Source organism: Sporosarcina contaminans, assembly GCF_042679045.1.
GTDB lineage: Bacteria > Bacillota > Bacilli > Bacillales_A > Planococcaceae > Sporosarcina > Sporosarcina contaminans.
This window is the reverse complement of record NZ_JBHTLT010000016.1, coordinates 66,781-90,246: the sequence shown is the minus strand read 5'-3', so window position 1 is coordinate 90,246 and position 23,466 is coordinate 66,781. Positions and strand designations below refer to the sequence as shown.

The window sequence follows — 23,466 nt, the reverse complement described above, 5'->3', positions numbered from 1 at the left end:
TAGTTCTTCTCATTTTACATCGTTCATGCGATACTTGCAAAACCGAAAAGAGATACTTTCAAACCTGATCAATGAATGGACAGGTTGAAAGCATCTCAACGGGAATTTCATAAGAATTTCATTAGTTCGTTTTTTCTTCGATATATTTCACTGCATCGCCAACAGTGCCGATTTTCTCAGCATCGTCATCGGAAATTTCCATATCGAACTCATCTTCCAATTCCATAACAAGCTCAACAACATCCAAAGAGTCTGCGCCAAGATCATCGCGGAAAGAAGCTTCAGGTTTCACTTCGCTTTCATCGACACCAAGACGGTCGACAACAACTTTCGTTACACGTTCAAGTACTGACAACATAGTCACCTCCTCTCAATGAAATGTGGAGGGTGGCGGTAAGCCTCGACAGGTGCTGGAGGGCTTGAACATAAGGCGCTTTTCGCCTTATGCTTCAAGACCGAAGCAACCCGAGAGGCTGCCACCCGAAACTGGACAATAGAAATGCGTAGGCGGCCCGCTTAGGTGCGACAGGCGTAAGACAGAACGGCGAAGCGGCGTTTTTTGCCGCATAGCTGTGCTGGCTTATGACCCAAGCACCTGGCCGCCGAAGCTGGACAATAGAAATGCGGAAAAATTACATCACCATGCCACCATCTACATGAATCGTTTGACCGGTTATATAATTCGCATCATCTGACAAGAGGAAAGCTACTGCTCCAGCGACATCTTCGGCTGATCCTAATTTGCCTAATGGAATGGAACCTAACATTTGCTCTTTTATATCTTCAGGAAGAGCATCGGTCATATCAGTTGTAATGAAACCCGGAGCTACCGCATTTACGGTAATATTTCTCGTCGCAAGCTCTTTTGCGGTCGTCTTCGTCAAACCGATTACACCAGCTTTTGCAGCGACATAATTCGCCTGTCCCGGATTGCCGGTGACGCCAACAATAGAAGCAAGGTTGACAATCTTCCCAGCGCGTTGTTTCATCATTTGGCGCGTTACAGCTTTTGTACAAAGGAATACGCCTTTTAAATTGATGTTCATGACATCGTCCCATTCGTCTTCCTTCATGCGCATCAACAAATTATCACGTGTAATTCCCGCATTATTTACGAGCATATCAATTGAACCAAATGATTTCAATGTCTCATCGATCATTTGTTTCACTTGTTCCGCATCGGAAACATTCGCTTGAATTGCAAAAGCTTCCCCACCGGATTGTTTGATCAATTCAACGACTTCTTCTGCCTTTTCTTTGCTTCCGCTGTAATTAACAGCAACTTTCGCTCCTTCTTTTCCTAACAAAATAGCAATCTCACGACCGATGCCTCGGGATGCACCCGTTACAATCGCCGATTTACCTTCAAATCTACCCATTATAACCACCCTTTCGAGGCTTCAATGACCGCTGCCAATGTGTTCTCGTCATAGACAGGGAAAATCGTTGCACTTCTGTCAATTTTCTTCACAAGTCCCGATAACACTTTACCTGGACCGCACTCAATGAAATGTGTCACACCTAAATCCAATAACGTTCTAACTGAGTCCTCCCACAAAACTGGTGAATACAATTGTTCAACTAACAATTCTTTGATCTTCTCTGGATTTACTACAGCTTCAGCGTTGACGTTCGCAATTACAGGAACAGCCGCTTCTTTCATATCGATTTCATCTAAAGCAGCAGATAATTTTTCCGCAGCAGGCTTCATGAGAGAAGAGTGGAATGGCCCACTGACATCTAAAGGTATTGCTCGTTTGGCACCCGCCTCTTTCAATTGAACACAAGCTTTTTCAACGCCATCTTTCGTGCCCGAAATAACGATTTGCCCAGGACAGTTTAAATTGGCCGGCTGGACGACACCTCCAGACTCTGAAATCGCATCGGTTACTGCTTTTAGCTGATCGCCATCCATGCCTAAGATTGCTGCCATTGCACCTTCTCCTGCAGGCACAGCATCATTCATATACAGGCCACGCTTATGAACAACAGAGACACCATCTTTAAATGACAGTACGCCTGCAGCAACAAGTGCTGTGTATTCGCCTAAGCTATGACCTGCAGTATAATTAGGCTGAATACCTTCAGCTTTTAGTCTATCCGCAATCATAGCACCTACTGTTAAGAGTGCGGGTTGGGCATTGTAAGTCAATGTTAATTTTTCTTGCGGCCCATTTTCCATCAAGTCGCTCAATTGAAAGGATAGCGCTTCATCTGCCTCCTTGAAAAATGCACTGCTTTCTTCATTTTTTGATAGTTCTACTCCCATTCCAACCGTTTGTGATCCTTGTCCAGGAAATAAAAAAGCAATTTTTGTCATTCTCCATCCCCCACAGTCTCTCGAATTGTTCCGCATACGTCATACTCAACCATCGTCCGCGCCTGCCTAATGGCATTCAAAATTGCATTGGCATTTGAAGATCCATGCGCCTTAATGACTGGAGAATTGAGGCCAAAAAGACCTGCGCCTCCATATTCCGTATAGTCCATCTTGCGTTTCAATCCACGCAAACCATCTTTAACCAAAGCAGCGGATAGTTTATTTTTAAATGAAGCCCCATAAACTTCCTTCAACATTGAGAAGAATCCGGATGCCGTTCCTTCAATTGTTTTCAACACCATATTTCCGGTGAAACCATCTGTAACGATAACATCTGCCACACCATTTAAAAGCTCTCTCGATTCAACATTACCTATGAAATTGATCGGTGCTGATGAAAGCAGTTCATACGCTGACTTAGTCAGTTCATTCCCTTTGCCTTCTTCGGTTCCGATATTCAATAATCCTACCCGCGGCTTTTCAATGCCCCGTACTTTCTCAGCGTAAATACTTCCCATAATGGCATATTGCTGCAAATGAGCCGGTTTAGCATCCGCATTCGCTCCGACGTCTAAAAATACGAAGCCTTGTCCTCCTATTGTAGGTAACGTCGGCGACAAAGCCGGCCTGTCGATTCCTTTAATGCGTCCAACGACAAAGAGCCCAGCTGCCATAAGAGCCCCTGTGTTGCCAGCAGAGACACAAGCATCTGCATCACCGTCTTTAACAGCTTGCGCCATGCGTACCATCGAAGCATCTTTCTTTTTGCGGATTGCCCGTACAGGCTCATCATCCGGTTCAATTTTTTCTGTGCAATGAACGACAGTAAGCCTTTCATGTCTTGTAAGATAAGGCTTCATAATTTCTTCATTTCCATAAATATGTATATGTAAATCATTAAATTCCGATAGACTCTCTATCGCACCTTCGATGATCTCTCTCGGTGCATGATCTCCGCCCATACCATCCAATGCGATTATCATTTTCTACTCCTCCTGCCTTGTCCTTCTGTATTCCGGTACATCTGGAAATCTCCCGAGAATACTTTTTCATTTTCTACAGTTGAAATGACTTCAACATAAGTCCTTTTATCTGTAGAGCGATCTTTGTTCACAGTTGCACGGGCAATTACCCGATCGCCGGCCCTTACAGGCTTCACAAAATGGAGTGTGGATGTAACAGTCAATGCCAAATCATCATCTAACACTGCTACGGCTAAAGAATTCGCTTGTGCGAATAAATGATGTCCTCGAGCAATCCCATTCCGTTGAAATACATGATCTTCCGTCACATCGAAAATAGATATGGCGCGTTCATCAAGCTCAATATCAACAATCTCTCCAATCACTTCATCGGACTGAAGCGATTTCACCTCTGCTTCGATCGTTTTCGAAGCAACCGATTTCAAGCGCTCCCGCAACTCAGGGATCCCGCATTCCAATCGATCCAGTCTAATCGTCTGAACACTGACATTAAAGTGCTTAGCCAATTCTTCATCTGTTAGAAAAGGATTTTCTTCAAGCAACTGGCCAAGCTGCTGTTGCCGATCCTTTTTTGGAATTCTCAATTGTTTCACCCTTCCGGATTAGCACTTGGTACTAATACCAGTATATTATCATAATTCATTTCGAATTTCTACCAGCAATATTAAGAAAGGGAATCATTATTAATAATATAAAAAGCATCAACTCCTCGATTCTACGAGGTTTTGATGCTTTTAATCTATACGATCCTGGCTAAGTGCACCTGATTGTTCAAGAATCTTCACTAAGTAATGATATTCTGGGTCTGTCCAGAATTGATCCGATTCCAACAATCGTTCGGCATCTTTTCTTGCTGTATCAAGAGCCTTGTAATCATGGACTAAATCAGCCATTTGAAACTCTGGAAGACCGCTTTGCTTCTTGCCAAAAAAGTCTCCTGATCCTCTCAATTCAAGATCCTTTTCCGCCAAGACGAAGCCATCGTTCGTTTCGGTCATTGACTGCATCCGTTCCTTGCCTTCCTCGTTTTTCGGGTCAGCCAATAAAATACAGTACGATTGATCCGCTCCCCTTCCGACGCGCCCCCTTAGCTGATGTAGCTGCGCTAAACCGAAACGCGTTGCATCATAGATAAGCATGAACGTTGCATTTGGTACGTTCACCCCTACTTCAACTACTGTTGTGGAAACGAGACAATCGATTTTGCCATCGCTGAAATCTCGCATAATTCGATCTTTTTCATCAGAGTGCAATCGACCATGCATTAAACCGACAGAATAGCGTCCATTAAAATGAGATGTTAGCTGTGCGTGGACGTCTACAGCATTTTGAACATCCAATTTATCTGATTCCTCGATGAGCGGGCAAATGACATACGCTTGACGCCCAGCCGCCAATTCTTTTTCCATCCTTTTCAAAACTGGCAACAAAGAGTCTTCCTTCAGCCAATAGGTTTCAACTTTTTTTCGTCCAGCAGGCATTTCATCCAATATAGAAATATCCATCTCACCGAATGCTGTTATCGCCAATGTCCGGGGAATTGGCGTAGCCGTCATGAATAGCACATCGGGATTCATGCCTTTTTCCCTTAAAATACGACGCTGCTCAACTCCAAATCGATGCTGCTCATCTGTAATGACGAGGCCAAGATTTTGAAAGCTGACGTCAGGCTGAATTAAAGCATGCGTACCGATTAGCAAATCAATTTCCCCTAAACGAAGTTGCTCTAAAAGAATTTTTCTCGCTTTCCCTTTCGTCGATCCAGATAAAAAGGCGACGCTTACACCAAAGGGAGTGAGCCACTCGGATATTGCATTAGCATGCTGCTCCGCCAATATTTCGGTAGGTGCCATAAGCGCCCCTTGAAAACCGCCTGTAATGGCAGCATATAAAGCAGTGGCAGCGACGACTGTTTTCCCAGAGCCAACATCCCCTTGCAAGAGCCGATTCATCCGAACCGGGCTTTTCATTTCAGCACATAATTCATTAACTACTCTCTTTTGCGCATTTGTCAGTTCAAATGGAAGCGTAGAAATGAATGACTTTAACTTATCTAAATCATAATGAATTTCCAAGCCTTTTTCCGCTTTTTTTCTATTCTTTTTCAATGCAACCATCTTCAATTGAAAAGCCAATAATTCTTCGTAGACGAATCGTCTTCTCGCATGCTTCACATCGCTTGGAGTATTCGGAAAATGGATCATTTCCAAAGCTTCAGCAATAGCAGGCAGTTTGTATGCATCTCTTATTACGGCAGGCAACGTATCTTCAAATTGGTCGAGCCCGACATCCAAAGCCGTTCTCATATGGCGCCTAAACGTTTTTTGATGCATGACCCCTTTCAGGCTATAGATCGGTTCAAAATCTGCCTGATTGACTTTCGGCCCTTCATTGAAGCTGCTTACATTAATAACTTGCCGACCTTTGTCCCATTTTCCGGTAACTGTAATGATCATTCCAATTGACAGCCTGTCCTTCAAATAATGTTGATTAAAAAACACAGCTTTTACAAGATGGTTGCCAGCGAGAAGTCGAATTTGCAGCCTTGAACGGTTTCTCCCTAAAAAAAGGACGGAAGGCTCGCTTTCGACCCTTCCTTCAATCGTCACTCTTTCTTCATGCGGTGTTTCTGAAAGATTCTTCAACCTGAAATCCTCATGGCGATAAGGAAATGTGTAAATCAAATCTTTAATCGTTTCAATGCCTAATTTTTGAAACTGTTCGGATGCAGCTTTACCTACTCCTTTTAATGCAGTTACCGGATCATGAATTGATCGTGTCACGAACCGCCCGATCCTTTCCGAAAATCTCAGCTTCGAGCGCCTTTCCTGTCGGCGTAGCAGCCAGTCCACCCTTTGCTGTTTCTCGCAGTTCAACCGGCATCCGCTGTCCTATACGATGCATCGCTTCGATCACTTCATCTGTAGGAATTTTGCTGACTACGCCCGCAAGCGCCATATCTGCACCGACTAATGCTTTTGCCGCACCCATCGCATTCCTTTTCACACACGGCACTTCAACAAGCCCTGCAACAGGATCACAAACAAGCCCTAACATATTTTTCATAACGATCGAAAAGGCTTCGGCACTTTGCTGGGGAGTTCCTCCTGCCATTTCCACAATTGCTGCAGCCGCCATGGAAGCAGCCGAACCAGTTTCAGCTTGGCATCCGCCTGCAGCGCCGGAAATCGATGCGTTATTCGCAACGACAAAACCGAAAGCTCCTGATGTAAATAAGTAATTGACCATTTGCTCACGTGTCGGGTTTAATTTATTCTTTACTGCAAAAAGCGTACCAGGGACGATACCTGCAGCTCCTGCCGTAGGTGTCGCGCAAATCATCCCCATAGCAGCATTCACTTCATTCGTTGCAACAGCCTTGCTCACCGCATCCAAAATGAGATCCCCCGAAAGCGATTTACCGGACTCTATATATTTTTGCAAAAGAACAGCGTCTCCACCAGTAAGGCCAGACGTCGATTTAACACCTTTCAATCCTTGTTCAACTGCATTTTCCATCACTGTCAAATTGTTTTCCATTTGAGCAACAATTTCTTCTCGCGTTCTTTTTGTTATGAGCATCTCTTGCTCAATCATTATTTCTGAAATCGGTTTACTTTGAGTTTCAGCAAGCTCTACAAGCTCTTTTACAGTGCTGAATAAAACATCCATCTGTCGGATTCCTCCTTATTTTGCCAACGTAGATACTTGCGTAACATTAGGCAATGATTGCAGTTCATTAATCAATTCATCATTCAGCACTTGGTCAACCTCAATGACCATCAGCGCCATTTTTCCTTTTTCTTTCCTGCCTACTTCCATATGGGCAATATTCATCCCTTGAGCGGCTATTGCGTTGGATACGTTCGCTATGACGCCAGCCCGGTCATTATGAACGACAAGCAATGCGGGGAAATGGCCAGAAAGCCGAAGCGGAAATCCGTTCAATTCAACGACCTCCATCGTTCCTCCACCGATTGAAATGCCGACAAGCTCCATATCGCCCTCTTCATCCCCGATTAGAATGCGAGCTGTATTCGGATGGTCCATTTCCTCTTCCTCTGGTATAAATTCGAACGTCATTCCAGCGGCGGACGCATCTTCGAAAGCCGTCTTTATCCGTTCATCAAAAGTATCGTATCCTAACAGTCCGCCTATGATCGCAACGTCTGTCCCGTGTCCTTTATAAGTTTCCGCAAAGGATCCATAAAGGTGGATTTTCGCCCATTTAGGCTGCCTGCCGAACAAGTCTCTTGCAACAAGTCCAATCCTTGCTGCGCCAGCAGTATGAGATGAAGATGGACCGATCATAACAGGACCGATAATTTCAAAAACCGATCTGAATTTCAAAGCCATTGCCCCCTTTTCCCTATCTATTTCAACAATAAAATACAAATTCATATCTTAGTCTATTTTACAATACATCCCTATGAAAAACAAAAAACAAAAAACAAACATTTGTTCATAGGCTATTAACTCTATTAGGATTCGATAAGCTATTCTTTTAGTATGCATTCTTTCCGAAGCAAGACTCGAGCTCTGTCCATATAGAAATATAAAAAAACACGTCTCAAAGGACGTGTCAGCTTGTTGGCAAACGTTCGCATACTGCGAATCGAACAGCGGAGGGTTCGATTTGCCTTAATTTCTGCGTTCTTTGCAGAGATTAAGGCACCTTTACGATTACGTATAATTAGGTTGCCTGTCCTTCGCGCGTCCCCTCATGAACCTAAGTTCTATTCGGGTCTTCGCTTCGCGCGGGCTCACATGAAGCGAGTCATGCAACCGTTGCAAATCGAACGGCGAAGGGTTCGATTTGCCGTATTTCTGCGCTCTTAGCAGAAATTAAGGCACCTCTAGGACATGGCGTTCTGAGGTTGCCTTCCTCGACAAGCGTTTTCAAGCCAAGATAGGCAAACACCTATCTCATGACTCAAACCTTAAAAGGACTGTAGACAAAGTAAAAAGATACTTTGTCTACAGTCTGACACGTCTCAAAGGACGTGTTTTTTATTCAACCGATAGGATGAAAGGATATAGTGGTTGTTTGCCGTTGTATAGCTCAACTTCCATATGATCATGCTGTTGTTCAATGTAATTTGCCATTGCTTCAGCTTGTTCTTCACTTACATCTTCGCCATAAATGATTGTAATTATTTCATCATCTTCATCTATTAGCGAATCGATCAACGTTTTCATGACGTCGTCGAGCGAAGGGTTGGATACGATAATTTTGCTGCCCGAAAGCCCCATAAAGTCGCCCTTCTGAATATCGATTCCATCGATAGATGTATCTCTAATTGAATAAGTGATTTGACCTGTCTTCACTTGAGATGAAGCTTCAGACATAACACGGCTGTTTTCTTCTACAGTCGCTTCCGGATTGAAAGCTAATATTGCTGCCAAACCTTCTGGTATCGATTTTGTAGGAACGACTGCCGCATCGATATCCAAAACTTCAGCCGCTTGGTTTGCAGCCATTACAATATTTTTATTATTTGGAAGGATAATGACTTTTTCAGCTTCTACATCCTGAATCGCCTTTACAATATCTTCTGTTGATGGGTTCATCGTCTGTCCGCCTTCAATAACGACAGATGCTCCTATACTCCTTAGCAGATCTGCCACTCCGGGCCCCATTGCTACTGTGACGACTGCATATGGATGCTTGTCCTTTTTATCAACTGAAGGTTTAGTATGATGATCTTCACCGACGATTGCAATATGCTGTTCACGCATATTTTCAATTTTCATATTTATGAGCGAGCCGAATTTCTGCCCATAATTCAATGCTTCTCCAGGCTGTTCGGTATGAATATGTACTTTAGCTATTTCATCATCCGAAATGACTAGCAACGAATCTCCTAATTTGCTTAAGTCCTCGCGGAAAGCACTTTCATCAAACGGGTGCTTTTTCACTTTTTCGTCTTCAAACTTCACCATGAACTCTGTGCAGTAGCCGAATACAATATCTTCCGTATTCATAAATCCTTGAACACCGCGGTGATGCTCAGCGTTTACGAGTTCATCCATCGACTCTACAGATGAACGTTCAGGAAGCGCTTCCCCTTTTAAACATGCTAAAAAGCCTTCATATACATAAACGAGGCCTTGACCACCGCTATCGACGACACCTACTTCTTTCAATACCGGCAATAAATCCGGTGTTCTTTTTAAAGAAGCGATCGATTCTTTCACAACAGCTTCCATCACTGCAATGACATCATCAGTTTGTCCCGCTTTTTCTACACCTGCTTTAGAAGCGTCTTTGGCAACTGTTAAAATCGTTCCTTCAACAGGTTTCATAACAGCCTTATATGCTGTTTCAACTCCATATTGCAAAGCAGCAGCAAATTTTCTGCTGTTTAATTCGGCTTCGTTTTCGACCGCTTTTCCGAAGCCACGGAATAATTGGGATAAGATGACCCCTGAATTCCCGCGAGCTCCCATGAGCAATCCTTTTGAAAGAGCTTGCGCTGTTTTACCCAAATGCGGCTGAGCATGCGCCTCCGTCTCTTTCGCGCCAGAAGTCATGGACAGGTTCATATTTGTTCCTGTATCACCATCGGGTACTGGAAACACGTTTAATGAATCGACATAGTCTGCATTTTGGTGCAAATGATGTGCACCCATTCTCACCATGTCCGCAAATTTCAAACCATCAATAGCATTCATTGAAAAGTTTTCCTCCTTCAATCAATTCGTCACCCGAACCCCTTGAACAAATATATTCACTGAATCCACCGTTAACGATAATGTCTTTTTCAATGTGTACATCACTTTGGATTGCACTTGGTAAGCAACTTCGGATATTTTCGTACCGTAGCCGACAATCACATACATATCAATATGTGTTTCATCTCCAATATTGCGAACGATGACACCTTTGCCATAATTCTCTTTACGAAGAATTTCAGTCAGACCGTCACGAATTTGATGTCTCGATGCCATGCCTACAACACCATAGCATTCGATCGCAGCTTCTCCGACCACTTGGGCAATCACATCATTCGTAATATCTATTTTACCGTAATCGTTTTTCATTTCGATTGACATATTGCTTCCCCTCCTGCATCCTTGTTCACTCCCCTCATTGTACTATACACAATGATAATAGAAAAGCGGAAGGTGGCGCTTAGCTGCGACAGGCGCTGGAGGCCGTAAGGTAAAGGCGCTTTCTGCCTTTATCCTTATGACCGAAGCGACCCGAGCAGCTGCCACCTGGAGACTGGACAATAGAAAAGCGGAAGTGACCGTTTTGCGCCGTACGAACTGGAGAAGCTGAAACGAAAGACGCTCTTTGTCTTACGTTTCCACTTTGAAGTTCGATAGGAGCAGGGCACTGGAGACTGGAAAAGGAAAAGCGGAAGGTGGCGCTTAGCTGCGACAGGCGCTGGAGGCCGTAAGGTAAAGGCGCTTTCTGCCTTTATCCTTATGACCGAAGCGACCCGAGCAGCTGCCACCTGGAGACTGGACAATAGAAAAGCGGAAGTGCCCGGTTTGCGCCGTACGAACTGGAGAAGCTGAAACGAAAGACGCTCTTTGTCTTACGTTTCAGCTTTGAAGTTCGATAGGCGCAGGGCACTGCAGTCTGGAAAAGGAAAAGCGGAAGGTGGCGCTTAGCTGCGACAGGCGCTGGAGGCCGTAAGGTAAAGGCGCTTTCTGCCTTTATCCTTATGACCGAAGCGACCCGAGCAGCTGCCACCTGGAGACTGGACAATAGAAAAGCGGAAGTGCCCGGTTTGCGCCGTACGAACTGGAGAAGCTGAAACGAAAGACGCTCTTTGTCTTACGTTTCAGCTTTGAAGTTCGATAGGCGCAGGGCACTGCAGTCTGGAAAAGGAAAAGCGGAAGGTGGCGCTTAGCTGCGACAGGCGCTGGAGGCCGTAAGGTAAAGGCGCTTTCTGCCTTTATCCTTATGACCGAAGCGACCCGAGCAGCTGCCACCTGAAGACTGGACAATAGAAAAGCGGAAGTGCCTTAAATCGATGTTTCATTGTAAAGGATAAATACTTGAAAGGCATTCGAAAAAGGTTGCAACACCTAAACTCGTGTGATAAAGTATTATGGTATGCGAATGATAAAGTGAATCGCTTAATCAACAATAGCGAGGAGGTCATAAAATGGCTAAACAATGTGTTATTACGGGTCGTAAAGCACGTTCCGGGAATGCCCGTTCACACGCAATGAATGCTAACAGACGTACTTGGGGTGCGAACCTCCAAAAAGTCCGTATTCTTGTTAACGGTAAACCGAAACGTGTATGGGTATCTGCAAGAGCGCTTAAATCAGGTAAAGTACAACGCGTATAACTTCCTGTTGGGCGTTCATTTAGGACGCCCGTTGCGCAAAACCACCGACCGTCCGAATGTATATGGCGTATTGAATAAACCTTGCCTGTCCAGTTTCAACCAGCGGACAGGTAAGGCTTTTATTTTTATAAAAGCAAAACGTCAGGCTGACGTTGATCAGCCTGACGTTTTATCTTTTTTTCTTTTGCGGTTCCGCTGACTGACAGCTGCTTGGCTGCTTTTAGGCTTCCCGTCCTTTTGGAAAACAACCATGCACTTGCGCACAAAACTACTGAGAAACTTCGGCATCGTAAATGTATAGACTCGCAATTCCCCGCTCCTTTCAGGAATCTGAACTCCTTACCATTAAGCATATGCCTTTGCGAAATGAGATAGTACAAACTTCTGCAATTGGTTCATTGCTTGTAAACATCGTCGCCCCGTTCTTCATCAATGCATTAACTGTCTCATATTTGAAACCCGTCAACGTTAAGTTCGTAACATCTTCTCCGAAAGGGAAAAACGAAATGTACGGAAATTGCACTTTCTTTTTTATTCTATGCACTCCTGGAAACAAAAATGAGAGCTCATTGAATCGGTTAATGATTCGAAACCGGATGCGTCCATGCGTCGATTGCATTCTGTACATTAAATGGAGCGCAGACTGCATATGATCGAATCTCCCCGCAGAAACACCTGTAAGAATAATTTCATCAGGTTCATACGTTATAGCTTGTTTAATCGCAAGTTCTGTATCCGTTTCATCTTTCTCGGCCTGATAAGCACTCATCTGATTGACTGCAATATTTATAATTCGCAGTTCTTCTTCACTTACCGAATCAAAATCACCGACTGCTTCATGCGGAATGATTGATTGGTTCAATAAATGCAGCGCTCCGCGATCTGCACCGATAAAGACCGTTTCATCATTGATATACTCTATCAAATCGGGAATTTCTTCTGGCGGTCCTCCCGCACAAACTAATACAGTCTTTGCCAACATTATGCCAACACGCTTTCCCCGGATTTTTTTATATTCTGTAAAGCTTCTTTTCGATCCTTTGCATTATAAATTGCAGAGCCTGCAACGAATACGTTAGCGCCCGCTTCTACGCAAGGCTTGATCGTTTCTTCATTTACACCACCATCGATTTCAATATCAATCGACAAGCCGTTTTCTTTAAGATGTTCTGACAGTTGCTTCACTTTCGGCAATACTTGATGAATGAATTTTTGTCCGCCAAAGCCTGGATTAACTGTCATAAACAGAACTAAGTCTATGTCTTCCAACACATGATAGATCATTTCAACTGGTGTATGCGGATTTAACACAACGCCAGGCTTTACGCCATATGAACGAATCAATTGAATTGTTCTATGCAAATGCTTGCAAGCCTCAACATGTACAGTAATATAATCTGCACCCGCTTTAGCAAATTGTTCAATATAGGCATCTGGATTTTCGATCATTAAATGTACGTCCAACGGCAATTCCGTCACAGGACGTAAAGCTTCTACTACAACAGGCCCTAATGTAATATTTGGCACAAAATGGCCATCCATTACGTCAATATGAATCCAATCAGCTCCAGCTGCTTCGACTTCTTTCACTTCATCCGCCAATTTTGCAAAATCTGCAGACAGGATAGATGGTGCAATTTTAATCATTTTTCGGATACCTCGGCTTTCGGTCAATAATTTCTTTCAAAAACTGAACATAATGTTCATAGCGGTGAGGAAGAATTTCACCTGTTTCCACTTTCTCCTTCACGGCACATCCCGGTTCTTTCAAATGAAGGCATCCTCTAAACTTGCATTCATGTGCTGTTTCGGCCATTTCAATGAAAGTGTCTCGCAGCTCCTCTTTCTCTACATGATCGAAATCAAGAGAGCTAAATCCCGGCGTATCCGCGACAAGGCCGTCTCCTACTTCAATTAATTCAACATGCCTCGTCGTATGGCGTCCCCTCCCTAATGCTTCTGAAATTTCTCCAGTTTTCAAGCTTAGTTCAGGAATGAGCGTGTTTAACAAAGTTGATTTGCCAACGCCTGATTGACCAGCTAACACAGTTGTTTTACCAGCAAGAAATGGTTTCAGCTGTTCAGACAAAGATGAGTCATCTACGAACGTCTTTATAACATCATAGCCAATTTTTTGATAGTAGCTCATCATTCGATCAGATCGATGCAAATCTTCCTCTTCAGCAAGATCAATTTTCGTCAGGCAGATAATCGGACGAATACCGACCGACTCGATAACAGCAATGAATCTATCTAATAGATGTGCACTGAAATCTGGTTCCACTAAAGAGAAAACTAATAGTGCCTGATCGATATTAGCAATCGGCGGTCTAACTAATTCGTTTTTCCTGACATGTACTTCCGTAATGGTTGCATCATTATCACCATCCCTGGTATACGTTACATAATCGCCGACAAGAGGAGAGATACCGCGCTTTCTAAACACTCCTCTTCCTTTACACGGAATCCATGCCCCATCCTGTTTTACATAATAAAACCCGCTAAGCGCTTTTCTAATTTGTCCTTCCGGCATCCAATCCCTCTTTCTTAATCGCCATCTTCATAGTTGAAGGTATCTTCTTTATATACGGTTGAATCTCTCATGATTCGATAACCGCCGCGCTGGCCTTCTTCCAACTCGATCGTAATCCGTTTCACTGTATTTTCAGTAATCGTGAATTCCTCAACAGGATCCGTCATTGAATGGTTCTTATCTTGAATATAAATCCGAATGGTTTGCGGTTCATAGCTCGTCCAGCCTTCATCATCGATAACCGGTTCCGGTTCATACAAAATATCAATCGTCTTCACGACCATCTTCGTCGGCTTTTTCTCTTTGCCCTTTGAAAATACGACCTCCACTGTCGATCCTTTTTCAATTTCTGAATTTGGAGACGGGCTTTGTCGGATTACATTGCCTGCAGGCACCGAATCGTGGTATTCTTCCCCAGCACTTCTTATGTCGAATCCAGATGACTTTGCATAAGCGTCCACTTGGCTCTTCGTATAATTCGACAAATTGGCAAGTGTTTTCATTTCTTTTCCAATACTGATTGTGAACAGTAAATCCGTTTCTTCGGGTATTACTTCTGAGCCTTCCTCTGGATCTTGTTCCAAAATAGTTCCTTTCGGTTTATCCGAATACACACCTTTGGAATCAATTGACTTGAAGTATCTTGCTAAAGTAGCTGCGGTTGTATCAAAGTCACGGTCCGTATAATTATCCAATACCATTTTTTCTTTTCCTGTGCTGACATAGTAGGTGACGACCGAGCCTTTGTCCCGTTTTTTATCAGCTTCTGGACTTGTCCTAAATACTTTTCCAGCTTCGTACTCATCGGAAGGTTCTTCGACTTTCTCTACTTCAAAATCTCTTTCTTCAAGAAGATCAACTGCTTCGGCTTCATCCATGCCAATAACATCCGGTACAATCGCTTGTTTAGGGCCTAATAATGAAGGCAACAGTGCCATGAGAAGAATAGCAACTAACAGAAAGGCAAAGACGCCTACGATAATTGGCCATTTTTTCCGCTTCTTTTTTGTTTTTTTATCTTTCTTTCCTTTTTTGCTCTCTTCTTCCGGTTTCGGCAATATAGGATCCATAATCTTAGTAGTATCCGCACTTGAAGTGCTTTCAATCGGTTCTGTAATCGCAGGAATTATTCTCGTTCTATCATCATCGTACTGAATCGTAAATTTTTCTTCATGGGCTCTTTCGGGAGATAATACAGTCAATAAATCATCGTACATTTCATCCGCGGATTGATATCTGTCTGCTGCATTTTTCGCAGTCGCCTTTAAAATGACGTTTTCAACACTTTGAGGTATTTCCGGATATTTCAATCGGACGGATGGCGTTTCCTCCTGTAAATGCTTTAATGCAATGGCTACAGCAGTTTCCGCAGAAAACGGCAATTCTCCAGTTAATAGCTCATAAAAAACGATCCCCAATGAATAAATATCCGATTTTTTTGTAGCCATGCCTCCTCGTGCTTGTTCAGGAGATAAGTAATGAACCGTTCCGATTACAGAATTTGTTTTAGTATGGGCGGTAGCACTTAATGCCATTGCAATACCAAAGTCCGTAATTTTTACGTTCCCTTCGTGATCCATCAATATATTTTGCGGTTTTACGTCTCGGTGGATAATTCCATTATGATGGGCATTTGCAATTGCTGACACCAATTGCCTCATAATTTTTGCAGCCTGGACGACAGGTATTGGACCATTCGTCTGGATGTACTTTTTCAATGTTTGTCCTTCAATATATTCCATTACTAAATAATGTAGTTCCTCGTCTTCACCAACATCAAAAATATTGACAATATGCGGATGTGTCAAGCTTGTAGCAGAAAGAGCTTCTCGCTGGAATCTGCGCTTTAAATCTTCTTCATTGGCGAAATCATAATCCAATACTTTAATCGCTACATCACGATCCAAAATGACGTCATGGGCAAGGTAAACTTTGGACATACCGCCTTCTCCGATGCCTCGAATAATCTCATAGCGGCCATCGATCCTTTTTCCGATCAAAATTCACTCACCTCCGTATCTGCAGGCCCAGCCAAGATAACGGAAATATTATCTTCTCCGCCAAGCTCATTCGCCATGTGAATCAGTTTGGCTGCCTTGCTTTTCAAACCATCTTCAGCCAAGATTACTTCCTTGATCATTTCATTATCCAATTTATTCGTTAGTCCATCTGTGCAAATTAATAAATACATGCCTTTTTTCAATTCAAACTTATGAAGATCCGGCCTAATTGTCTTTTCCGAACCTAAAGCTCGCATAATCCAATTTCTTTGAGGATGGCTTGCAGCCTCTTCTTCCGTAATTTCTCCGGAGTCTAATAGGGCGTTGACGAAGGAATGATCTTTTGTAATTTGAATGATCTGTTCTTTGTCAACCGTATAAACACGGCTGTCACCTATATGCAAAACGATCAGTTCATTTCCAAGCATTAAAGCGGCGTCTATCGTTGTGCCCATGCCTTTGAACTCTTCATCATTTTGTGCCGTCTCGAAAAGCGTCAAGTTTACATGGATAACGGACTCATACAGCCATTCTTCCCAATCTTCTTTCGTCTGGACAGTTTCCCCTTTCACGTTCGTGAATTCCTCACCAAGCATGCGTACTGCTGTCGAGCTTGCATAATCTCCTCCCCGATGGCCACCCATCCCATCGGCTATAACGGCTAAGATTGGCCCGTTCGGACGCGTATAGACCGCTGCACTGTCCTCATTGACCGTTCTCTTTCGCCCTATATCTGTCAGCACCTCAATTTGCAACGCTTGTCCCCCCCTTTTCGTTTCTATCTATCATATGCCTTTCTTTTTTCGCAATGCAGCAATGAAAAACCCATCGTTTCCGAAATGATGCGGCATAATTTGCAATGGATTCGCTTTTATAGGCAATTGATCCTTCAGGTCACCTTCCTCTACTGGAAGCAACTCCATGTCCGGGTGCTTTTCAATGAACGTCTTCACTACACCTTCATTTTCTGCATATTCGATCGTACAAGTGCTGTAGACGATTATGCCGTCATTTTTAATGAGTCGATAAGCAGTGTCAAGCAGTTCCAATTGAATGGATGAGAGGTTTTTCAGATCTTGCTCTGTTTTTGTATATTTGATCTCAGGCTTGCGGCGGATTACTCCCAAACCACTGCAAGGGGCGTCCAAAAGTATCCGGTCAAAGGAATTCGGAGGATATAATTCATCCAACTTACGGCTATCTCCGCTTTTCACGATGATTGATTGTAGCCCTAAACGTTCTGCATTGTCTTTAATCAAAGAAATTTTATGATCATGAAGGTCATGTGCATGGATTTCCCCTTCATCACCTATACGCTCAGCGATAAATGTCGTCTTGCCGCCTGGTGCAGCACACATATCTAAGACATTCATGCCTGGTTTGGCATTTAACGCAATGACTGGCAACATCGAGCTTTCATCTTGTATCGTTAATCGCCCTTGCCGAAACGCTTCTGAATTGACAACATTTCCAGCAGTCGATTGAATGCATTCTGGAACAATTTCGCTTTTATGAACAGTAAACCCTTCTGCCGTAAGCTCTTCGATAACGTCATCCACTGTCGCTTTTAAACGATTAACCCTAGCCGTCATTCGTGGTGGGTTATTATTTTCATGTGCCATTTGAATTGTTTCTTCCATGCCATATTGCTTAATCCACCGATCAATCAGCCATTTAGGGTGGCTCGTTTCAATGGAAATTCTTTCTGCGTCGTCTATAATTTCATCGACAGACCGTACTCCTTGGCGAAGGACTGATCTTAAAATGCCATTCACTGTCGAAGCAATTCCGGAATGCCCTCTTCTCTTTGCAATCTCGACCGCCTCATGGACAACTGCATGAGAAGGAATTTTAGATAAATAAACGATTTGATATAAGGAAAGTCTTAGTAATTCTCGCACCCATGGATCTAATTTTCCACGGACGAACGGCTCCAAATAATAATCCAATGTTAAACGATGCTGTAATGTACCGTACGTCAACTCCGTCAACAATCCGCGATCATTTGCAGGCAGTCCGTATTTTTGAATGGTACGGTTCAATAATAAGTTGCTGTACGCTTGGTTTTCATTTATCTCTAAAAGAATTGACAAAGCCGCGTCTCTTACGTTGCCATTCCAAGGTTTCTTTTTCATACGTGTCATTCGAAACGTTCTCCTTCACGCCATTTCGCCCCCACTCCATTCAAGAAAACATTTGCAGCCATTCGCTTTTTTCCAGCTGGCTGAAGTTCCGTGATGGCGATTGCAGTAGAATCGGCTGTTTTGACGATTATCTTGTCCTTTGCGAGTGAAACGATCGTTCCAGGCTCCGCATCCGTTGCATCATCGACCTTATGTGCTTGCCAAATTTTCACGTTCTCCCCTTGAAAGACAGAATATGCGCCCGGCCACGGGTACAATCCACGAATTTGGTTGAAAATCGCTTGCCCTTCTTTATTCCAATCGATTCGTTCTTGCTCACGTGTAATATTTCCAGCAAACGATACGATAGACTCATCTTGAGGAATCCTTTTATTCGTCTTTTCGAAAATGGATGGCAATGTTTCCTTTAGAAGTTCAGTGCCCGCTGCGGATAATTTTTCGAACATAGAACCCGTATGATCCTCTTCCGTAATCGGAACGACTACTTGTGAAATAATATCTCCCGCATCTAATTTTGGCACCATATACATGATAGTCACGCCGGTTTCAGCCTCTCCATCAATAATCGCTTGATGGATCGGCGCTCCGCCGCGGTATTTTGGAAGCAATGAGGCATGGACATTGATGCAACCTAATTCAGGAGCGTCCAATAATTCTTTCGGCAATATTTGTCCATAAGCAGCAGTGACGATCAAGTCTGGCTTCATCTCAATAATTTGAGCCATTTCTTCCGAGCCTTTCAATTTCTCAGGCTGTAAAACAGGTATATTTAGACGCAAAGCCTCTTCTTTGACCGGTGTCGGTGTTAATACTCGTTTTCTTCCTACCGGACGGTCAGGTTGAGTGACAACTGCAACCACGTTATACCCTTCATTATGCAGCATCGTCAAGACAGGAACTGAAAAATCAGGGGTTCCCATGAAAACAATTTGATTCATATCATTTCTCCCCCTTCCTCTTCATCCTCTGCAGGCTCCAATTCTGATGGGTCGACGATACGGCGGATTTTCGAATCAAACAGAACGCCATCTAAATGGTCAATCTCATGTAAAATCGCACGTGCCTCATAATCTTCGGCTTCTAATTCATATAAAGACCCATCGCGCTCCTGAGCTTCTACTCTTACAAAATATGGTCTTTCCACTTCCCCATACAATCCTGGAAAGCTAAGGCATCCTTCAATATCGATTTCCGATCCTCCAATCGCGGTGACAACAGGGTTGACCATTTCAATTACGTCATCACCCTCACCTAAATCTACGATAGCAACCCGAAGCAGTTCACCAACCTGCGGGGCTGCAATACCAACGCCATCTGCAGCGACCATCGTTTCATACATATCATCCAATAATTTACATAGCTTTTCATCAAAAACTTTTACTTCTTTGCATTTCTGCGTCAATAAAGGAGAAGGATTTTTTACAATTTCAAGTATAGCCAAGTCAATTCCTCTTTTCTCTGTTGCAAAATGTCTATGTTTGTCAGGCCACTAAATGCACCTAAAAAATATGGGAAGGATCTACATCAACAGTCATGAGCAGCCCTTCCTTCATCCAGCTCGTCCGGTAAATTTTAATGAGCTGTTGAAGCGTGTCAGTTAGCTTCGGCTCTTTTTTGTATTTTATCAAACATTGGTAACGATATCTATTGTTCACACGACTTATCGCAGCGGCGGCAGGGCCGATGATAAATGTCTCTTTCGAAAGATTTTCTTTCAAAAACCTTGTCCCTTTATCCGCATAGTCTGCCACCTTCAATAAGTCTTCATGGGAAAATTGAATAAGCGTTATATAATAAAAAGGCGGGTAACCATACTGTTTCCTCGCTGCCATCTCCAATTGGTAAAATGGTTCGTACTGCTGTGTCTTGGCTAAATAAATCGCATAATGTTCTGGAGTGTACGTTTGAATAAACACTTCTCCTAATAAATCGTGGCGCCCAGCGCGGCCGCTCACTTGCGTCATCAGTTGAAATGTCTTTTCAGCTGCCCTGAAATCGGCAAGATGCAAAGTTGTATCTGCCGCTAATACTCCAACTAAAGTGATATTCGGAAAATCCAATCCTTTAGCGATCATTTGCGTACCGAGCAAAATATCTGCCTGCCCTTCGCTGAATTGGCGGAGCAGCCTTTCATGGGATCCCTTTTGCCTTGTCGTATCGACATCCATCCTAAGTACTCTCGCTTCTGGAAAAAGCTTAGCAATTTCCTCTTCTGCCTTTTGCGTGCCAGTTCCAAAAAAACGGATATGCTCGCTATTGCATTCGGGGCATGTGAGAGGGACTGGTTCTTCGTGTCCGCAATAATGGCATTTCAATTGTTCGTTTGATCTATGGTATGTTAATGAGATGTCGCAATTCGGGCATTGAACGACAGTTCCACAATCACGGCACAGGACAAAAGAGGAGAATCCTCGTTTATTTAGAAAAAGGACGGTTTGCTCTTTTTTTTCAAGTCTTTCTCGGATTGCTTCTGCCAACTGGACGGAAAACATCGACCTGTTTCCTTCTTTTAATTCTTCTCTCATATCAACAATATTTACTGTAGGCATCGCTTGCTGCTTCGCTCTTTTTGTTAACGTCAACAATGTATATACGCCTTTTGAAGCTCTTGCATACGATTCAAGAGAAGGAGTTGCACTCCCTAATATAACGGGGCAATGTGCATAATGAGCGCGCCAAATTGCCACATCCCTTGCGTGATAGCGCGGTGTATCTTCTTGCTTATACGTAGATTCATGTTCTTCGTCCAAAACGATTAAACCTACATTAGTAAAAGGAGCGAATATTGCAGATCTTGCACCGACCACGACTTTTACTTCACCGCGATGAATTTTTCTCCATTCATCGTACTTCTCTCCAGCAGACAAGCCGCTATGCATCACTGCAACTAAGTCTCCAAATCGCTCCTTGAACCTTACCGTCATTTGAGGCGTCAATGAAATTTCTGGCACTAAGACAATCGCTTCTTTTCCTTTATCAAGCACATGTTTGATCGCACGCAAATAAATTTCTGTTTTGCCACTACCAGTGACTCCGTGTAAAAGAAATGTTTCAGGACTTTCTTCATCTGAAGCGTCTGTAATTTTGCGAAGGGCGATTGCCTGCTCGTCCGTCAATTCGATCGGGATCGGCGAGTCTTTTAGCCGGATTTCATCCGGTTCACGGTAAGCTTCCACATATGTTTCGACAGCAGCGCCTTTCTCAATAAGCGCTTTTAAAACAGGATTTTGAACGGCGGATTCGTTTAATAACTTTGCCGCCTCTACAGACTCTCCTGCATGTTCAAACATATAAGCAATCAATTCTGCTTGCTTCTTGGCATTGGCATGAATCGATTTCGAAACTTCCTCTAATGTTTGCAATTCTGCAATTGTAATCATGCGAACTTTCTTCACTTTTGTCTTCTGTGTAATGGTTGTGTCGACGGTTACAATTCCTTCAGCAGCATATTTCTTTAGTAGAGAAGCAAATGCCCCTCCGCCAGAGTCCATCACTTGTTTCAACGGGATTTGTCGCCGACTGCCAATAAAGGTAGCAAATGAACCGTTATCAATTCTCTCCGGATGAATGACAGTGACGATTTTTTCATATTTTGCCCGCATCGCTGCCGGTAGCATTACTTGCAAAGCATCGACTTCATAAGAAAGTGTTTCTTTCGCCAACCATTTGGAAAGTGAGAGCAATTCCTCGGAAAGAATTGGTTCAAGGTCAATCAATTCATGAATCGGCTTTAACTTCCTTTCATCGATATCACTTTCATCCTTCAAGCCGGTAATATAGCCTAAAACCTTCCTTGGACCGAAAGGCACCTTAACTCTTGATCCACATTCCACAACTGATTGCATGCTGTTTGGCACCGTGTAGTCAAATGGGCGATCAATTGGATAGGCTGATACATCAACAATGACTTCAGCAATCATTTATGTTCACTTTCCTCATTCATAATTGTTTCAAGGAGCAATAAAGATAGCTTATTTTTTTCCATCGGTTCAAACGGTTGTATCGTGCCATTTTTCGAAAGTAGCGTAACAACATTCTTGTCATTGCCAAACCCGCCGTTCGGATCTGTTACGTCGTTGACGATAATATAATCTAAGTTTTTGTTTTTCAACTTGGATTGACCATATCCTACTGCATCATTCGTTTCCGCGGCAAAACCGACTAATACTTGATTTTTTTTCATCTCACCTAATGTTTTCAAAATGTCCGTCGTTCGCTCTAACTCAATGGATGAATCGCCTTCCCGTTTCTTCATTTTTTGTGCATGCTGTTCTTTCGGACGGTAATCTGCCACAGCGGCAGATTTAATGACGATTGAAGCATCTTCATACTCAGATAAGACCGCATCCAACATCTCAGCAGCGCTTTCCACTTTGATCAACTGTACGCCTTCAGGCTTGTCCAATTCTACTGGACCAGATATTAATACGGTATAAGCGCCCAATGCTGCTGCCGCTTTTGCCATTGAATAGCCCATCTTGCCACTTGAAAAGTTCGAAATATATCTGACCGGGTCGATTCTCTCCCTAGTCGGCCCCGCAGTAACGACAACCTTCTTTCCTTTGAGCGGTAATGATTGCTGTTCATGCGCAAATCGCTTTCTCACCAATTCAACAATTTTTTCAGGCTCTTCCAATCGGCCTTTGCCGACATATCCACAAGCTAAATAACCTTCTGATGGTTCTATGAAACGGAATCCATCTTCCGATAACGTTTGAATATTTCGTTTCACTGCTTCATTGTCGTACATATGGACATTCATTGCAGGAGCGATCCACACTTCCGCCGTCGTCGCCAGCAACGTTGTCGTTACCATATCATCCGCTAACCCATTCGCCATTTTGCCGATGACATTGGCAGTTGCCGGAGCAACGATTACGAGGTCGGCCCAGTCGGCTAAGTCAATATGGGCAATGACTTTAGAATCTTTTTCATCGAATGTATCAAAAAAGACATCGTTTCGAGACATCACTTGAAAAGTAAGCGGTGTCACGAATTCCTTCGCAGATGAAGTCATGATTACTTTTACTTCCGCCCCTGCCTGAGTTAACTTGCTAACAAGCGCCACAGCTTTGTAAACTGCAATTCCACCTGTAACGCAGAGCAATATTTTTTTGTTCAACAACAGTATCATCCTTTCCAAAATGACAAACTCCCTAAGAAAATCTGCTTCT

22 protein-coding genes are annotated in these 23,466 nt (G+C 43.3%); 1 reads left to right on the top strand and 21 read right to left on the bottom strand.

Features of this window, described 5'->3' with window-relative positions; translation table 11 throughout:
- Positions 1–121: 121 nt before the first annotated feature.
- The 10 genes from ACFQ38_RS03090 to ACFQ38_RS03045 form a co-directional block, all read right to left on the bottom strand.
- On the bottom strand, positions 122–358 hold the full coding sequence (locus ACFQ38_RS03090) for an acyl carrier protein (RefSeq protein WP_336823080.1): 237 nt from the start codon (positions 356–358) through the stop codon (positions 122–124).
- Between the two features lie 274 nt (positions 359–632).
- Positions 633–1,379: a 3-oxoacyl-[acyl-carrier-protein] reductase gene (fabG, locus tag ACFQ38_RS03085; protein ID WP_336823079.1), complete on the bottom strand. Its 747-nt coding sequence runs from the start codon at positions 1,377–1,379 to the stop codon at positions 633–635.
- The gene (gene fabD / locus ACFQ38_RS03080) at positions 1,379–2,320 is read right to left on the bottom strand and encodes an ACP S-malonyltransferase (protein ID WP_381479767.1); all 942 of its coding nucleotides are present in this window, start codon (positions 2,318–2,320) and stop codon (positions 1,379–1,381) included. Before fabD ends, fabG begins: the two co-directional genes overlap by 1 nt.
- A complete protein-coding gene (gene plsX / locus ACFQ38_RS03075) occupies positions 2,317–3,303 on the bottom strand; it encodes a phosphate acyltransferase PlsX (protein ID WP_381479766.1) in 987 nt (328 codons plus the stop codon). The genes fabD and plsX overlap by 4 nt, the downstream gene beginning before the upstream one ends.
- The gene (gene fapR / locus ACFQ38_RS03070) at positions 3,300–3,887 is read right to left on the bottom strand and encodes a transcription factor FapR (protein ID WP_336823076.1); all 588 of its coding nucleotides are present in this window, start codon (positions 3,885–3,887) and stop codon (positions 3,300–3,302) included. Before fapR ends, plsX begins: the two co-directional genes overlap by 4 nt.
- A 150-nt stretch (positions 3,888–4,037) precedes the next feature.
- Positions 4,038–6,086: an ATP-dependent DNA helicase RecG gene (recG, locus tag ACFQ38_RS03065; protein ID WP_336823075.1), complete on the bottom strand. Its 2,049-nt coding sequence runs from the start codon at positions 6,084–6,086 to the stop codon at positions 4,038–4,040.
- On the bottom strand, positions 6,067–6,975 hold the full coding sequence (sdaAA, locus tag ACFQ38_RS03060; protein ID WP_336823074.1) for an L-serine ammonia-lyase, iron-sulfur-dependent, subunit alpha: 909 nt from the start codon (positions 6,973–6,975) through the stop codon (positions 6,067–6,069). Before sdaAA ends, recG begins: the two co-directional genes overlap by 20 nt.
- Before the next feature lie 15 nt (positions 6,976–6,990).
- On the bottom strand, positions 6,991–7,653 hold the full coding sequence (gene sdaAB, locus ACFQ38_RS03055; protein WP_336823073.1) for an L-serine ammonia-lyase, iron-sulfur-dependent subunit beta: 663 nt from the start codon (positions 7,651–7,653) through the stop codon (positions 6,991–6,993).
- Positions 7,654–8,313: 660 nt separating this feature from the next.
- A complete protein-coding gene (locus tag ACFQ38_RS03050) occupies positions 8,314–9,978 on the bottom strand; it encodes a DAK2 domain-containing protein (RefSeq protein ID WP_381479763.1) in 1,665 nt (554 codons plus the stop codon).
- Positions 9,979–9,999: 21 nt separating this feature from the next.
- Positions 10,000–10,359 carry an Asp23/Gls24 family envelope stress response protein gene (locus ACFQ38_RS03045; RefSeq protein WP_336823071.1) on the bottom strand — a complete coding sequence of 120 codons (360 nt, stop codon included), beginning with the start codon at positions 10,357–10,359 and terminating at the stop codon, positions 10,000–10,002.
- Positions 10,360–11,426: 1,067 nt separating this feature from the next.
- Between ACFQ38_RS03045 and rpmB the strand changes: the two genes are divergently transcribed.
- The gene (rpmB, locus tag ACFQ38_RS03040; protein ID WP_336823070.1) at positions 11,427–11,615 is read left to right on the top strand and encodes a 50S ribosomal protein L28; all 189 of its coding nucleotides are present in this window, start codon (positions 11,427–11,429) and stop codon (positions 11,613–11,615) included.
- Between the two features lie 156 nt (positions 11,616–11,771).
- On the opposite strand, the gene spoVM is transcribed toward rpmB, so the two are convergent.
- The 11 genes from spoVM to coaBC are packed head-to-tail and all read right to left on the bottom strand — an operon-like array spanning position 11,772 to position 23,420.
- On the bottom strand, positions 11,772–11,924 hold the full coding sequence (gene spoVM, locus ACFQ38_RS03035; RefSeq protein ID WP_336823069.1) for a stage V sporulation protein SpoVM: 153 nt from the start codon (positions 11,922–11,924) through the stop codon (positions 11,772–11,774).
- A 13-nt stretch (positions 11,925–11,937) separates the two neighbouring features.
- Positions 11,938–12,597 (bottom strand): thiamine diphosphokinase, encoded by a 660-nt coding sequence (locus tag ACFQ38_RS03030; RefSeq protein WP_381479761.1) that lies wholly within the window; start codon positions 12,595–12,597, stop codon positions 11,938–11,940.
- The gene (rpe, locus tag ACFQ38_RS03025) at positions 12,597–13,262 is read right to left on the bottom strand and encodes a ribulose-phosphate 3-epimerase (protein ID WP_336823067.1); all 666 of its coding nucleotides are present in this window, start codon (positions 13,260–13,262) and stop codon (positions 12,597–12,599) included. Before rpe ends, ACFQ38_RS03030 begins: the two co-directional genes overlap by 1 nt.
- A complete protein-coding gene (rsgA, locus tag ACFQ38_RS03020) occupies positions 13,255–14,148 on the bottom strand; it encodes a ribosome small subunit-dependent GTPase A (RefSeq protein ID WP_336823066.1) in 894 nt (297 codons plus the stop codon). The genes rpe and rsgA overlap by 8 nt, the downstream gene beginning before the upstream one ends.
- 14 nt (positions 14,149–14,162) lie before the next feature.
- Positions 14,163–16,151, bottom strand: coding sequence for a Stk1 family PASTA domain-containing Ser/Thr kinase (gene pknB, locus ACFQ38_RS03015; protein WP_336823089.1), 1,989 nt, complete (start codon positions 16,149–16,151; stop codon positions 14,163–14,165).
- Positions 16,145–16,903 carry a Stp1/IreP family PP2C-type Ser/Thr phosphatase gene (locus ACFQ38_RS03010; RefSeq protein WP_336823065.1) on the bottom strand — a complete coding sequence of 253 codons (759 nt, stop codon included), beginning with the start codon at positions 16,901–16,903 and terminating at the stop codon, positions 16,145–16,147. The genes pknB and ACFQ38_RS03010 overlap by 7 nt, the downstream gene beginning before the upstream one ends.
- Positions 16,904–16,933: 30 nt before the next feature.
- Entirely contained in the window at positions 16,934–18,292 is a 1,359-nt protein-coding gene (gene rsmB, locus ACFQ38_RS03005; protein WP_381479760.1) for a 16S rRNA (cytosine(967)-C(5))-methyltransferase RsmB, read from the bottom strand.
- Entirely contained in the window at positions 18,289–19,230 is a 942-nt protein-coding gene (gene fmt, locus ACFQ38_RS03000) for a methionyl-tRNA formyltransferase (protein WP_336823064.1), read from the bottom strand. The genes rsmB and fmt overlap by 4 nt, the downstream gene beginning before the upstream one ends.
- Positions 19,227–19,733 carry a peptide deformylase gene (gene def / locus ACFQ38_RS02995; protein WP_381479759.1) on the bottom strand — a complete coding sequence of 169 codons (507 nt, stop codon included), beginning with the start codon at positions 19,731–19,733 and terminating at the stop codon, positions 19,227–19,229. The genes fmt and def overlap by 4 nt, the downstream gene beginning before the upstream one ends.
- Before the next feature lie 58 nt (positions 19,734–19,791).
- Positions 19,792–22,212 carry a primosomal protein N' gene (gene priA / locus ACFQ38_RS02990; RefSeq protein WP_336823062.1) on the bottom strand — a complete coding sequence of 807 codons (2,421 nt, stop codon included), beginning with the start codon at positions 22,210–22,212 and terminating at the stop codon, positions 19,792–19,794.
- Entirely contained in the window at positions 22,209–23,420 is a 1,212-nt protein-coding gene (gene coaBC / locus ACFQ38_RS02985; protein WP_336823087.1) for a bifunctional phosphopantothenoylcysteine decarboxylase/phosphopantothenate--cysteine ligase CoaBC, read from the bottom strand. The genes priA and coaBC overlap by 4 nt, the downstream gene beginning before the upstream one ends.
- Between the last annotated feature and the right edge of the window lie 46 nt (positions 23,421–23,466).